Raw genomic sequence first — 15,445 nt, 5'->3', positions numbered from 1 at the left:
TCTTTATTGTAAGAACAATAACGCCCACGACAAGAAGCAATTAAAATTTTATTTAATTTCTATCCTTTAAAAAAGCGGGATAAACACTGCCTACGCCCCCCATGAAAAGGCTGAAAACTATTATCATTTTTATTATAAGAGCGATAACGCGCACGGCAAGATTCAATATGTTGTTTAAGCATCCATGGCTCTTTTTTTTCTAATTTTTCCGAAGAAAACGTTAAAAACACTTTTTTAGCATCTGGTACAACTTTTAATGATGCGCCTTTTGTGCTTAAGTGCGGTGATGTAACAAATGCCACTTCAGGATACCACCAATTATCACTGTATTTACGATAACCACGCCGATAATGACGATAACCTTTGAAACCATTAAGTTCTCTACGCCCCGTAAAAATCAGAGGCACCGAACTATCTAGGACAGAAGTCTGAGTAACCAGTTTGGCTTTAGCGTCACTTCTATTTTGCCCCCAATTAACAAGAGTGGTTGTTATAATGAAAAAACTGCTAACAAATACAAAAGCTAAAGCATAATATAATTTTTTTTTCATACTCATAACAAAAAACTCAACATAATAAACAACAGTAATTACAGAAAGCCTTTCTCTTGCTAGACAGAAACAGATTCTTTTCTTAAGATTCTTTTTTCTTGAGACATTCTGTTACTCTTTGTACTAAACGTTGATCTTGGCAATAAGATCCTTCAAAAAAGAATGAATAAATGATGATAAAAACCCCCTACTATCTTATAGACAAATCGAAACTCATCAAAAACATGCAAACAATTTCTCGTTTACGGGAAATGTCCGGAGCTAAAATTTTACTTGCTTTAAAATGTTTTGCCACATGGAGTGTTTTTGATTTAATGTCTGAGTTCATGGATGGAACCACATCATCATCCCTTTATGAACTACGTTTAGGAAGAGAAAAATTTGGCAAAGAAACCCATGCTTATTCAGTGGCTTGGGCAGATGATGAAATTGATGAAGCCTGTGGTTATGCAGATAAAATCATCTTTAATTCCATCCAACAGCTTCAACGCTTTTCTGATGCAACAAAAACCATTCAAAGAGGTTTAAGGTTAAACCCAGGAATCAGCGCATCAAATTTTGATCTTGCCAACCCCTCTCGCCCTTTTAGCCGCTTAGGAGAAACAAACCAAAGCGCTATCAAAGAAGTTCTGCCTCTTATCAACGGATTGATGATCCATAACAATTGTGAAAATGCTGACTTTAATCTTTTTAACCAAATGCTTGGATATATGGAAGAAAAATTTGCAGAACTTTTTTCTGCTGTTGACTGGATAAGCCTTGGCGGCGGAATCCATTTTACGGCTGAAAATTATCCTCTAGAAGCTTTCGCAAAACGCTTAAAACAATTTTCTAAAACTCATGGTGTCACTCTTTTTCTAGAACCAGGAGAAGCTGCTATTACCAAAAGCACCACATTAGAAGTCAGTGTTCTTGACACATTGTATAATGAAAAGAATCTAGCCATCGTTGATAGCTCAATTGAAGCACATATGCTTGATCTTCTCATTTATCGTGAAAATGCCAAATTAGAACCCAATCTAGGACCACACGAAATTATGATTTGTGGAAAATCTTGTCTTGCCGGCGATATTTTTGGAACATTTCAATTTCAAAAACCTCTTAAAATAGGCGATAGACTGTCTTTTCAGGATGCAGCAGGTTATACAATGGTCAAGAAAAACTGGTTTAATGGCGTTACAATGCCTGCTATTGTTCTCAAAGAGTGCGATGGTACATTAACACTTCAACGCCAATTCAGCTATAACGACTATCAGGAAAGCCTTTCATAAAGATAAACCATAAAAAACGTCATACAACAGTATTAAAAAGGGAGATGGACCTACAATGAAAAAAAATGTTCTCATTATTGGTGCTGGAGGTGTTGCACAAGTTGTTGCACACAAATGTGCTCAAAACAACGATATTCTTGGTGAAATTCATATTGCTTCACGAACACTCAAAAAATGTGAAGCCATCATTGCTTCTATTAAAGAAAAAAACACAATGAAAGAGCAAGGTGTTCTCAAAAGCCATTCGCTCAATGCCATGAATGTAGAAGAAACTATAAAGCTCATCCAAAAGACCAAATGTGAAATTGTCATTAATGTTGGTTCTGCCTTTCTTAATATGTCTGTTCTTTCAGCTTGTATTGAAACAAAATGCGCTTATATCGATACAGCGATTCATGAAGACCCATTGAAAATTTGTGAAACACCTCCTTGGTATGGCAATTATGAATGGCCTCGGCGTCCAGAATGTGAAAAAGCTGGTATAACCGCTATTTTAGGAGCAGGTTTTGACCCAGGTGTAGTGAATGCTTATGCAGCATTAGCGCGCGATGATTATTTTGATAAAATCACAGATATTGATATTATTGATATTAATGCCGGAAATCATGGACGTTGGTTTGCTACAAATTTTGATCCAGAAATTAACTTCCGTGAATTTACAGGACAAGTATGGTCATGGCAAAATAAAAAATGGACTTCCAATAAAATGTTTGAAGTCAGCCATGAATGGGATCTTCCCGTTGTGGGAAAACAAAAAGCCTATATGACAGGACATGATGAAATTCATTCACTTTCCAAAAATCTTGATGTAGAGAATGTCCGTTTCTGGATGGGATTTGGTGATCGTTATATCACTGTTTTTACGGTTCTGAAAAATCTTGGTCTCTTATCTGAACAGCCCATTAAGACAGCAGAAGGACAAGAAGTCGTGCCCTTGAAAGTCGTAAAGGCCGTCTTACCCGACCCTTCCTCTCTCGCCCCAGACTATACAGGAAAAACCTGTATTGGAGATCTTATTAAAGGCGAAAAAGATGGAAACCCGAGAGAAATTTTTATCTATAATATAGCCGATCACAAACAAGCTTTTCATGAAACTGGGGCACAAGGCATTTCCTATACGGCTGGCGTACCAGCAGCCGCAACAGCTCTTCTTATTGCCACAGGTGAATGGGATGTTAAAACTATGGTCAATGTGGAAGAATTACCACCCCACCCTTTCCTTAAATATCTTGATCATATGGGGCTTCCCACTTTTATAAGAGAACAACAAGAGGATAAAAAATTACAATTTTAATACCTATAGAAAGCATATGCTTGATTTTTTAAGTTATCACAAAACTGCCCAATGAAAACAAACTTAATATTCTCGTGTAATTATGGTTTTCAAAAAAATTTTAGCTATTCGTTATATTTTGGCAACATTGCGATTTCTTAACAACCCTAAAGAAGAGACATAGCATCTTTTTAAGACATAGCGAGCAATGATCAAGAAAAACAGAGAAGAAAAACTAATTTAATCACACTGTATAACTTGTCATTATCATCAAAAAGATAGTGTCATAAACAAAAGATATAAAAATACCGCTCTTTTAAAGAAGAGCGGTATTTTGTAGAATATTCAATCCCTCCCCCCTCTTCATCTTAAATGACAAAGATCCTTAACCCACACCAATCATTAAACAATTCAATTTCTTTGGGTGAATTCCTCTTGGCTTCTCTCTTCATATGATTCACCATCATATACAACATGTTGATTTATAACGCTGAATACTGTAAAATTCTCTTATGAAAACTCTCAAATAATAAAGAGCTTTAGCAATATTGAGAACTGAAAAAGTGTATTATAATACCAGCGTGTACTTTTACTAAACATAAAGATGATGGTGCACAATAGGTCTTATAACAGTTTGAATGAATTTCATATATTTCAAGAGGAACTTTACAGCTATACCATTCATGAACACCATCGCGAAGTAGATTTAAGCATTTTGAGAGATGTTTTCTTAACACAAAGCACGCAGATAGGCTCAGAATCCTATCTTAAATATTTTATAACAGTATAAAAACTACCCCATATATAAAACTTTACATAGACTAAACACCACCGCTCTAAACGATAGTGCACAACAGAATAATCAATCAAAACTGCACAACAGATATCTAAAACAGTAACTATCGAAAAGCATACAACAAATGGAACATTTCAATACAATTGGTTATATTCTTTTTTTAAGTTTTAAAATGTTGTTGCATGCTTCACAAATATTTTCTGCCCCCCGTACCTTTTAAAATTTACTTTTTAAAAGCTTTTTAAATATGAAGTGGTTTAGCAAATGTTGCCAAAGCTGCCTCACGCACGGCTTCTGATAAGGTAGGATGTGCATGGCAACAACGTCCCAGATCTTCTGATGAACCTCCAAATTCCATTAAAACTGCAATTTCATGGATCATTTCACCAGCACCAAATCCAAGAATATGCCCCCCTAATACCCGATCTGTTTTTTTATCAGAAAGGATTTTAACGAACCCATCACTCTTTTGCATTGCACGTGCACGACCATTAGCCATAAAAGGAAATTTGCCAACATTATATTCAATACCAGCAGTTTTTAGCTCTTCTTCTGTCCTTCCTACACTCGCAATTTCCGGCTGTGTATAAACAACACTAGGAATAACATCAAAATTAACATGCCCTTTTTGACCTGCCAAAATTTCTGCCACAGCAACGCCTTCTTCTTCTGCTTTATGTGCTAGCATTGGCCCTTTTACGACATCACCAATCGCATAAATTCCTGGAACATTCGTCTGCCAATGAGCATCAATTGCAATAAATCCGCGTTCATCTAACTGAACACCAGCCTCTTGTAATCCAAGCCCCTCTGTATAAGGAGAACGTCCAGTAGCAATAAGCACAACATCAGCCTCTAAAGTTTCAGATTCACCACCTTTGACAGATTCAAAGCTCACCTGAGCAGTTGAGCCAGATTGTGTAACAGCTGTTACCTTTGCACCCGTTTTATATTCAATCCCCTGTTTTTCCATTAATTTCTGAAATTGCCGTGAAACTTCACCATCCATTGAGCCCAAAACTTTATTAAGATACTCAATAATGGTCACCTTAGCACCTAAACGGCTCCAAACTGATCCAAGTTCTGAACCAATGACACCAGCACCTACTACAATCATATGCGTTGGTACTTTTTCAAGTGAAAGAGCTCCCGTAGAAGAAACAATAGTCTTTTCATCAATTTCAACATTCACCCCTGGAATGCCTGAACTCTCTGAACCGGTAGCAATAACAATATTTTTTGTCTCAATTGTTTGTTTATTACCATCTCTGGCAACAACTTCCACATGACCCGCACTCAAAATTTTGGCTGTCCCCAAAAAAGTATCAACTTTATTTTTTTTCATCAAAAAAGAAACACCACTCGTATTGGCTGTCACCACAGCTTTCTTATGAACCATCATTTGTTCAAGATTAAGCTTAGATTTACCAATAGAAATACCAAGCGTTTCAAAACCATGCTGGGTTTCAGAAAACACTTCTGAAGCATGCAACAACGCTTTAGAAGGAATACAACCAACGTTGAGACATGTTCCTCCTAATGTTGTACGCTTTTCAATAATTGCTACTTTAAGTCCCAGCTGCGCCGCTTTTATTGCTGCTACATAACCACCTGGACCCGCTCCGATCACAGCCACATCATAAGACATCCGTTTCTCCTTTCATCCTGAAAACTGTATTTTACAAATCAAGAACAAGGCGTTCCGGATCTTCTAAGCTTTCCTTAACACGCACAAGGAAAGTCACAGCTTCTTGCCCATCCACAATACGGTGATCATAAGAAAGCGCTAAATACATCATGGGGCGGATCACAACTTGACCCTCAACAACCATTGCTCGCTCTTTAATCGCATGCATTCCCAAAATACCAGATTGTGGTGCATTCAAAATCGGTGTTGACATCAACGATCCATACACACCACCATTGGTAATGGTAAAAGTTCCGCCCTGCATATCAGAAACGGCTAATTTTCCATCACGCGCAAGACGCCCCAAACGACCAATCTCTTTTTCAATCTCAGCCAATGACATTTGATCTGCATCTCGCACCACTGGAACAACAAGCCCTTTATCCGTTCCAACAGCAATTCCAACATTGACATAGTTTTTGTAAACAATATCTGTCCCATCAATCTCTGCATTAACAGCAGGAAGTTCTTTTAATGCATGACAAACAGCCTTGGTAAAAAAACCCATAAAACCAAGCTTAACACCATGTTTCTTTTCAAAAAGATCCTTATAACGCTTGCGCAAATCCATCACCGCTGACATATCAACCTCATTAAATGTGGTTAACATTGCTGCTACATTTTGTGCATCTTTAAGACGGCGAGCAATTGTTTGACGCAATTTCGTCATACGAACCCGCTCTTCACGTGTTTCTTGGACAGGAGTTGCCGAAGAACTCGTCGCAGAAGAAGAGGGTGTAGGAGCATTTGTACTTTGTTTTAATCCACCAAGAACATCTTCTTTAAGAATTTGTCCACGTTTTCCAGAACCTGAAATATCGCTTTTTGCAACATTATTTTCAGCCATCAATTTTGCTGCTGAAGGAGAAGGAGGCATTGCACTGCTCAAAGCAGGCTTCTCCGATTCAGATGAAGCCGCTGGAACAAGTGTAGCAGAAGGTGAAAGTGATTGGGAGATACCAGCTTCTCCAGCCTTCACCACTCCTAAAAGAGCATTTACTTCAACCGTATCGCCTTCTTTTGCAATGATTTCAGATAATTTCCCAGCAACAGGAGAAGGAACTTCAACGGTTACCTTATCAGTTTCTAATTCAACCAAAGGCTCATCCATAGCGACAGCTTCGCCAAGTTTTTTAAACCATTTGCCAACCGTTGCTTCGGTAACCGATTCGCCCAAAGTAGGAACACGAATTTCAGTAGTCATAATATTTTTCCATACATCAGAGTAGTAATAAATTAAGAACCTAACGCGTCTTTAAGAAACGCAGCCAGTTGTTCAAGGTGTTTCACCATTAACCCAGAGGCCGGTGACGCACTCGCAGGACGTCCTGCATAACGAGCACGTGAATATTGCGCATTAATATGCGTCAAAACCCATTCCAAATAAGGCTCAATAAATGACCAAGCCCCCATGTTTTTTGGTTCCTCTTGGCACCAAAAAACTTCCGCCTGCAAAAAGCGCGATAATACATTCACCAAAACTTTTGCAGGAAAAGGATAAAGCTGTTCAACACGAAGGAGGTAAACATCATCAATACCCCTTTTTTCACGTTCTTCATAAAGGTCGTAATAAACCTTACCAGTACAAAGAACGACACGGCGAATCTTATTATCTTTTTGCAATTTAATGACAGAATCTTTGAGACATTCTGCATCATCAAGCAACACACGACAGAAACTTGTTTCTGGCCCCATTTCATTTAGAAAAGAAACAGCTCGCTTATGACGTAAAAGTGATTTCGGTGTCATCAAAATCAATGGCTTCCGGAAATCACGCTTAATTTGTCGACGCAAAATATGAAAATAATTTGCAGGGGTTGTACAATTAGCAACCTGCATATTATCTTCCGCACAAAGTTGAAGAAACCGTTCTAAACGTGCAGAAGAATGCTCCGGCCCTTGCCCTTCAAAACCATGAGGCAATAAACACACAAGACCAGACATACGAAGCCACTTACGCTCTGCGGATGAAATAAATTGATCAAAAATGACCTGTGCACCATTAGAAAAATCACCAAATTGTGCTTCCCAAAGTGTTAATCCTCGTGGTTCAGCAAGAGAATATCCATATTCAAAACCAAGAACAGCTTCTTCAGAAAGCATAGAATTAACAACGTCATAAAGCGCTTGCCCCTTTTGTAAATGGTTCAAAGGAATATAACGCGCCTCATTTTCTTGGTCATAAAGAACTGAATGACGTTGTGAAAAAGTTCCCCGTTCAACATCTTCACCGGAAAGACGAACCGGTGCTCCTTCCAAACAAAGTGAACCAAAAGCTAAAGCTTCAGCAGTTGCCCAGTCAACACCCTCACCGGTTTCAAAAATTTTAGCACGATTATTTAAAAAACGTTGAATGGTTTTGTGAACGTGAAAATCTGCCGGAATTTCAACAATTTTCTGACCAATTTCCATTAAAGTTTTTAATTCAACACCAGTTGTTCTAGAATGCTGCTCATCAGAACTACTAAAAGCTTTGAGTCCCGTCCAGCTTCCATCAAGCCAATCAGCCTTATTAGGTTTATAAGAAGCACTTGCTTCAAGTTCACCTTCAAGCTTATCGCGCCATAATTTTTTTTGTTGCTCAATCTCTTCTGAAGTAACCATTCCTTCTGCTACCAATTGGTCACTATAAAGTTGAAGTGTTGTTTTATGATTACGTATTGCTTTATACATAAGCGGCTGCGTAAAGGAAGGTTCATCACCTTCATTATGCCCATAACGGCGATAACAAAACATATCAATAACCACTGGTTTATGGAAAATTTGGCGAAACTCTGTTGCTATTTTGGCAACAAAAACAACTGCCTCAGGATCATCACCATTCACATGGAAAATTGGTGCGTCAATCATTTTTGCGACATCTGATGGATAAGGCGAAGAACGTGAAAAACGTGGAGATGTTGTAAAACCAATCTGGTTATTGATAATAACATGAAGTGAGCCTGCAACACGATAACCTTTAAGACCTGAAAGACCAAAAGTTTCTTGGATAACGCCTTGTCCTGCAAAAGCGGCATCACCATGAATAAGCAATGGCATCACTTTTGAACGCTCACTTAATGGGAGTAAATCAGTATGCGCATGTCCCATAAGTTGATCTTGTTTAGCACGTGCTTTTCCCATAACAACCGGATCAACAATCTCAAGATGAGATGGATTGGCCAACAGCGATAAATGAACTTTTTTACCATCAAAGTCCAGATCAGCGGTAGTTCCCAAATGATATTTGACATCACCGGATCCCTCCACATCATCAGGCTTGTAAGATCCCCCTTTGAATTCATGAAAAATAGCCCTATGCGGTTTGGCAAGAACTTGTGAAAGAACATTTAAACGACCACGATGGGCCATCCCTAAAATAACTTCCCTAACCCCCAAAGCACTACCACATTTGATAATCTGCTCAAGAGCGGGAATCAGCGCCTCACCACCATCGAGTCCAAAACGCTTTGTGCCTTTATATTTAGTGTCTAAAAACTGTTCGAATCCCTCTGCCTGAATAAGCTTATTCAGAATAGCTTTCTTGTCTTGGTGTGTGAAAGAATTTTTTTTATCTCGCCCTTCAATGCGTTCTTGAAGCCATACTTTCTGAACCGGATCAGAAACATGCATATATTCCACACCGATTGTTGAACAATAGGTACGATTGAGAATCTCAAGCATTTGGGGAATAGTTGCATATTCCAACCCTAAAACATTATCAATAAAAATGGGACGCTCGTAATCAGCTGGAGTAAAACCATAAGCTTCTGGAGAAAGTTCCTTATAATCTTCTTGTTTTTCGGCTAATTGAAGAGGGTCAAGTTGCGCATGAAGATGTCCCCGTTCTCGAAACGCACGGATCATCATAATTGCATGAACGGAATCACGTGTTGCACGAATAATATCTTGTTCACTGGAAGTTTTTCCCTTTTGTGCAGCACATGTTATTGTTTTTTCCTTTAATTTATCGCCAAAATATTTTTCAAGAGAAGACCAATCACCATCAAGAGCAGAAATCAATTCACCCTCTGCTTTTAATGGCCAATGATCACGCTGCCATGTTGCTCCTTCAGCATTTTTAAGAACATCTTCTTTATTATCATGAAGTCCTTCAAAAAAAGCACGCCACTGTGAATCAACACTGGTAGGATCTTTTTCATATTGAGCATAAAGTTGATCTATATAATCCGCATTCCCACCATAAAGAAATGATGTCTGTGCAAAAAGGCTATTTATTTCGTCCTGCCTTGCCATATACTTCTCCGGAACATTTATTCCGTCTCCTTATATCTCTTTTTGACCTTTAAATGCTTACAAACAAGCAGTGATTCGAACATTCAAAAAAGTTTTACCTTTTTATACTCAAGCTTTTTCACCTGAATCTAAGAACCTTTTCTTATTCAGGTGAAACTTTCTTTTAGCCTTTCAAAACTGACATCAAAGTCTTACCTATCTGTGATGGCGAAGAAGACACACAAATCCCTGCTGATTCCATTGCCGCAATTTTATCTTCTGCTCCACCTTTACCACCAGAAATAACAGCACCAGCATGTCCCATTGTACGTCCTGGAGGAGCCGTACGGCCAGCAATAAAGCCAACAACTGGCTTTTTACGACCTTTTCTTGCTTCATCTTGCAAAAACTGTGCTGCTTCTTCTTCAGCAGAACCACCAATCTCACCAATCATAACAATAGACTGAGTTTCATCATCCGCTAAAAACATTTCCAACACATCAATAAATTCAGTACCCTTAACAGGATCACCACCAATCCCTATAGCAGTTGTTTGTCCGAGACCTTCCTGACTCGTCTGAAAAACGGCTTCATAAGTTAAAGTTCCCGACCTCGAGACAACCCCAACAGAACCTTTTCTAAAAATAGAACCAGGCATAATACCAATTTTACATTCATTTGGTGTAAGAATACCGGGACAATTAGGACCAATAAGACGAGACTTTGAGTTTTCTAATCGCGCCTTCACTTTAACCATATCCATAACGGGAATACCTTCCGTAATACAGATAATTAAACGAATTTCAGCTTCTATAGCCTCTATAATAGCTGCCGCAGCCCCTGCAGGAGGAACATAAATAACGGAAGCATCCGCGCCTGTTTTTTCTTTTGCTTCTGCAACATTAGCAAAGATAGGAAGAGTTTCGCCTTTTGAACCTTCCCATGTTTCTCCACCCTTTTTAGGATTAACGCCACCAACCATTTGCGTACCATGATAAGCAAGCGCCTGTTCTGTATGAAATGTTCCTGTTTTTCCTGTAAGCCCTTGAACTAGAACTTTTGTCTCTTTATTCACAAGAATTGACATAGCTTAAGCTCCCTTCACGGCTGCAACAATTTTTTGGGCAGCATCATCTAAATCATCAGCAGGAATAACATTCAAACCACTCTCATTGATAATTGCTTTACCTTGCTCAACATTAGTACCTTCAAGACGAACAACCAAGGGAACCTTTAAACCAACCTCACGAACAGCAGCAACCACACCTTCAGCAATGACATCACAACGCATAATACCACCAAAAATGTTAACTAAAATGCCCTTAACATTTGGATCGGCCGTAATAATTTTAAAAGCAGCTGTCACCTTTTCTTTTGATGCTCCACCACCAACATCCAAAAAATTCGCTGGCTCTGCTCCATAAAGCTTAATGATATCCATTGTTGCCATAGCAAGCCCAGCACCATTAACCATGCAACCAATCGTACCCTCAAGAGCAACATAAGCAAGATCATGCTTTGATGCTTCTATTTCCTTTGGATCTTCTTCTGAAAGATCGCGCAATTCTAAAATATCTGGATGACGAAACAGAGCATTATTATCAAAAGAAACTTTCGCATCAAGAACACGCAAGTGACCATCTTTCATCACAATAAGCGGATTGATTTCTAAAAGGCTCATATCTTTTTCACAAAATGCCTTATAGAGAATCGAAAAAAGCTTTTCACCATCTTCTCGCGCACTACTTTGTAGTTTCAACGCATCACAAAGTCTTGCACAATCAGCTGAAGTAACACCCTCTACAGCATCAATGGGAAGCGTGAATATTTTTTCTGGTGTCTCTTCAGCAACCGTTTCAATATCCATTCCACCTTCTGTTGAAACAACAAAAGCAATTCGACCAACGCTACGATCAACCAAAAGTGAAAGATAAAGCTCCCGTTCAATATCGGCACCATCTTCAATATAAAGGCGGTTGACCTGCTTACCCTCTGGACCAGTTTGTTTGGTTACCAAAGTTTTTCCAAGCATTTCTTGAACATTTGCAACAACTTCTTCAACAGATTGTGCAAGCCGAACACCACCCTTTGCATCAGGACCAAGTTCTTTAAACTTACCCTTACCACGACCACCAGCGTGTATCTGACTTTTAACCACATAGAGAGGTCCAGGCAATTTTTCCGCCCATTTTTCAGCTTGCTCTACAGAATAAACAGCGACACCATTTGCAATTGGTGCTCCATATTCATGAAGCAGACGTTTGGCCTGATACTCATGGATATTCATGCATTTGTCCTTTTCTTTTATGGATCTTATTAATCCTAAAGTTTTAACATTCTAAATACTTATTTTAATGAATTAAATCTTGTTCAATTTACTTGAGACTAGGTACAAGAGCAATACAAGCTTCACAAAGCTTTTTAACCGCATTTACTGAATGATCAAAAGCACCTCTTTCTTCTTTGTCAAGATCAATTTCAATGACTCGTTCAACACCACCTGCACCAAGTACAACAGGTACCCCAACATAGGTATCATTAACCCCATATTCTCCTGAAAGATAAGCTGCAACAGGCACAACACGCTTAGTATCCTTTAGATAGGCCTCAGCCATAGAAACAGCAGAAGCTGCTGGTGCATAATAAGCAGAACCTGTTTTTAATAAACCAACAATCTCTGCACCGCCATCACGGGTACGCTGGATAATTTGATCAATTCTTTCCTGTGTTGTCCAGCCCATCTTTATAAGATCAGGCAAAGAAATACCACCAACTGTTGAATAACGCACGAGAGGAACCATTGTATCACCGTGCCCCCCTAAAACAAACGCTGTCACATCTCTAATAGAGACCTTAAATTCCTCAGATAAAAAATGACGAAAACGCGCTGAATCAAGAACACCAGCCATACCAACTACTTTATGTGTAGGGAGACCTGAAAATTTCTGCAATGCCCACACCATCGCATCAAGGGGATTGGTAATACAAATAACAAACGCTGAAGAAGCGTATTTTTTAATTCCAGCTCCAACTTGTTCCATAACCTTTAAATTAATGCCCAAAAGTTCATCACGGCTCATACCAGGTTTTCGCGCAACACCTGCTGTTACAATAACAACATCAGCATCTTCAATTGCTTCATAAGCATTAGCACCTTTTAGACTGATATCAAAACCATCAACGGGAGAAGATTCGGCGATATCTAGAGCCTTACCTTGTGGCACACCTTCTGTAATATCAAATAAGACCACATCAGCAAGCTCTTTAAGCCCAATAATATGTGCTAAAGTACCACCAATCATACCTGAACCAATGAGAGCTATTTTTTTCCGTGCCATTTTATTTTTTCCTAACTTTTAGATCATTCAGCGCACACCCAATCAACGTCCGTATACTGAATATTTTTGACTTCAACCATATTCAAACAATATCATAAAAAGGAGTAAAGAAATGAAATTTACAAATTTATCTCCTTACAGAAACAACAACCCTCCGCTGAAACAACTATTAGAAAATTATCACGATGTATCGATAAAGTGAATTTAAAAAAAATACAACAGAATTATTATATTTCTTTAATTTCAAAAAGTTATTGTTTTGACAGTTTACGTAAAGGTAAAAGTATAATCAATGCTTCTTCTTCAAAAGAAAATGTTCTTCCCAAAGTTTTAAATAATCGTAGCTTTGCATTTCGAAAAGACGTGATTGTGTTCTTTGAAATTCAAATGTTTCCGTAATCTGCGCATGCCCTTTATACAAATCCCCTATCCCTGCGGCTGCCGACATAAACAACCGTATATGCCGCTCATAAAGAATATCAATAAGCAAAATAAACCGTTTTGTTTCATTGCGACATGTATCATCCATGACCGGTACATTATCAATAAAAATCGTATGATAATGCTCTCCTAATAACAAATATTCAGCCGCGGCCAAAGGCTTTGCACATAAATCCCCATAATCAAAACGAGCACATCCTGCACCAAAGCGCGGAATAGGAATAAAGCGCCCTTTTATAGAAAGCTCATCAGACATCTCCTTATGTCCTTGCAATACAAGTGCCCATGCTTGATCCATATATTCATTTGCTTGGACCCCCAACGGCGATACATACATCTGTTGTAGATTTGATTTTTCAAGGCGATAATCTGTTTTTGCATCAAGATTAACAACACGAACATATGCTTTCAAAACTTGAATAAAAGGCAAAAAGAGCTCACGATTCAAACCGTTACAATAAAGGTTATCCGGCGCCACATTTGAAGTCGCAATAAAGAAAATTCCTTTATCAAACAGAGCAGAAATAAGCCGCCCCAATACCATAGCATCAGCAATATCCGTTACACTAAACTCATCAAAACAAAGTACTTTTGCTTCTCGTGCAAGATCTTTAGCAACAGCTAAAATAGGATTATCTTGTTTAAATTTTGTACACCCAGATGCTTGACGATAAGAATTAATACGCTCATGCACATCAGCCATAAAATCATTAAAATGGGCACGCTTTTTATGAACTTTAGGCAAACAAGAAAAGAACAAATCCATCAGCATGGTTTTGCCCCGTCCTACTTCACCATAAATATACAGTCCCTGAAAAAAAACTGTTTCATCTCCTTGTTTTACAACGCAAGAAATATTTTGTTTTTTCCTTTTAAATATTCTGTTAAAGAAAGAGCAAAATATCCAAGGCAAAGAATGAGAGATATTTTGTTCCGCAATTTTTTTTAATAAATGATCAAAATATTCTGTTATAGCTAATTGAGCGGGATCAAAACAAACCTCTCCTTTAGCGACAAGCTCCTTATAACGTGTTGAAACGAGAATCATCCAAAAAACCTTTTTCAAACCGACCTCAATGAAAAATACAAATACTTTTCAAGAATCTGTCCGTCTAGTTTAGTTTGTCATAAACGATCAAAAATGATTTAACGACTTAAAATAACGGGATGATCATCAAGTGTACGTCCCTCAAAACGATCAACATTTGAAGAATAAAGAACGAGGATAACACGTCCAGAGTTATTATAAAAATATAATCTTTTTCCTTTAACAGCCCACGATCTCACTTGGGAAACAATTCCTGGACAGTGTAAAGGACCAGCACGGTACCCTTGTCCAAACTTTGTTTGTGGAGTTGCAATCCGGCAAACTTTTCCTCCCATAGAAAGATTCCATACCCCAGCAATACTTGCAGGAAATAAATCAGTGGCATTGCTTGGCAATTCGAGACTAGCCATTCGTCCATCGCTCTGAGAATCTCCTTTTTCATACATCGGAGCGTTTGCATCTTCAGATATCGACGAAGAAGTAGACGACAGATCAGACGCTTCTAATATTGTCATTTTTTGAGATGGATAAAAAACTTCTAATGCGTTACCATCGTCATTACCATCAAACCGTGTTGTTGAACACCCCCCTAAAAACATTACAGTTGATAGTGCAACGAAAAACGAAACTTTTGAAAACGCCATGTCTGTACTCTCTCCCACGACAATAAATAAGTTCACAAAAAAATTAAGCGAATATTTGTTATAGTTACAAAGATAAATTAACAAATTAAAAAAAACAGGTTAAAATCACTTATTTTAAAAGAAATAATTTATGTACCCAATTTTATATTTATTAAACACTAGAAATTTATAATATTTTCAG

General features: G+C 38.2%; 11 protein-coding genes. 2 read left to right on the top strand and 9 right to left on the bottom strand.

Going from position 1 to position 15,445, the window contains the following annotated elements:
• Window positions 1–59: 59 nt before the first annotated feature.
• Entirely contained in the window at window positions 60–557 is a 498-nt protein-coding gene (locus ACFINO_RS00860) for a BA14K family protein (RefSeq protein ID WP_375633623.1), read from the bottom strand.
• Between the two features lie 167 nt (window positions 558–724).
• On the opposite strand from ACFINO_RS00860, the gene ACFINO_RS00855 reads away from it, so the two are divergent.
• Both ACFINO_RS00855 and ACFINO_RS00850 read left to right on the top strand, forming a co-directional pair.
• Window positions 725–1,822 carry a carboxynorspermidine decarboxylase gene (locus tag ACFINO_RS00855; RefSeq protein WP_375633736.1) on the top strand — a complete coding sequence of 366 codons (1,098 nt, stop codon included), beginning with the start codon at window positions 725–727 and terminating at the stop codon, window positions 1,820–1,822.
• A gap of 55 nt (window positions 1,823–1,877) precedes the next feature.
• Entirely contained in the window at window positions 1,878–3,116 is a 1,239-nt protein-coding gene (locus ACFINO_RS00850; RefSeq protein ID WP_375654826.1) for a saccharopine dehydrogenase NADP-binding domain-containing protein, read from the top strand.
• 1,016 nt (window positions 3,117–4,132) lie between these two features.
• Here ACFINO_RS00850 and lpdA read toward each other — a convergent pair.
• The 8 genes from lpdA to ACFINO_RS00810 all read right to left on the bottom strand — a co-directional run bounded on the left by lpdA (window position 4,133) and on the right by ACFINO_RS00810 (window position 15,264).
• Window positions 4,133–5,539: a dihydrolipoyl dehydrogenase gene (gene lpdA, locus ACFINO_RS00845; RefSeq protein WP_375654824.1), complete on the bottom strand. Its 1,407-nt coding sequence runs from the start codon at window positions 5,537–5,539 to the stop codon at window positions 4,133–4,135.
• Window positions 5,540–5,570: 31 nt separating this feature from the next.
• Window positions 5,571–6,782, bottom strand: coding sequence for a 2-oxoglutarate dehydrogenase complex dihydrolipoyllysine-residue succinyltransferase (gene odhB, locus ACFINO_RS00840; RefSeq protein ID WP_375606076.1), 1,212 nt, complete (start codon window positions 6,780–6,782; stop codon window positions 5,571–5,573).
• Between the two features lie 32 nt (window positions 6,783–6,814).
• On the bottom strand, window positions 6,815–9,814 hold the full coding sequence (locus tag ACFINO_RS00835) for a 2-oxoglutarate dehydrogenase E1 component (protein WP_375654822.1): 3,000 nt from the start codon (window positions 9,812–9,814) through the stop codon (window positions 6,815–6,817).
• 163 nt (window positions 9,815–9,977) lie between these two features.
• Window positions 9,978–10,880: a succinate--CoA ligase subunit alpha gene (sucD, locus tag ACFINO_RS00830; protein ID WP_375617434.1), complete on the bottom strand. Its 903-nt coding sequence runs from the start codon at window positions 10,878–10,880 to the stop codon at window positions 9,978–9,980.
• Between the two features lie 3 nt (window positions 10,881–10,883).
• Window positions 10,884–12,080: an ADP-forming succinate--CoA ligase subunit beta gene (gene sucC / locus ACFINO_RS00825; RefSeq protein WP_375633629.1), complete on the bottom strand. Its 1,197-nt coding sequence runs from the start codon at window positions 12,078–12,080 to the stop codon at window positions 10,884–10,886.
• Between the two features lie 88 nt (window positions 12,081–12,168).
• Entirely contained in the window at window positions 12,169–13,131 is a 963-nt protein-coding gene (mdh, locus tag ACFINO_RS00820; RefSeq protein WP_375617436.1) for a malate dehydrogenase, read from the bottom strand.
• A gap of 289 nt (window positions 13,132–13,420) precedes the next feature.
• Window positions 13,421–14,620, bottom strand: a complete 1,200-nt coding sequence (gene zapE, locus ACFINO_RS00815) for a cell division protein ZapE (protein WP_375633630.1) — start codon at window positions 14,618–14,620, stop codon at window positions 13,421–13,423.
• A gap of 98 nt (window positions 14,621–14,718) precedes the next feature.
• Window positions 14,719–15,264, bottom strand: a complete 546-nt coding sequence (locus ACFINO_RS00810) for an AprI/Inh family metalloprotease inhibitor (RefSeq protein ID WP_375633631.1) — start codon at window positions 15,262–15,264, stop codon at window positions 14,719–14,721.
• Window positions 15,265–15,445 lie beyond the last annotated feature (181 nt).

This window comes from Bartonella sp. AA83SXKL, assembly GCF_042196965.1.
GTDB lineage: Bacteria > Pseudomonadota > Alphaproteobacteria > Rhizobiales > Rhizobiaceae > Bartonella.
The sequence above is the reverse complement of the archived record's forward strand: the minus strand, read 5'-3'. Positions and strand labels throughout refer to the sequence as shown.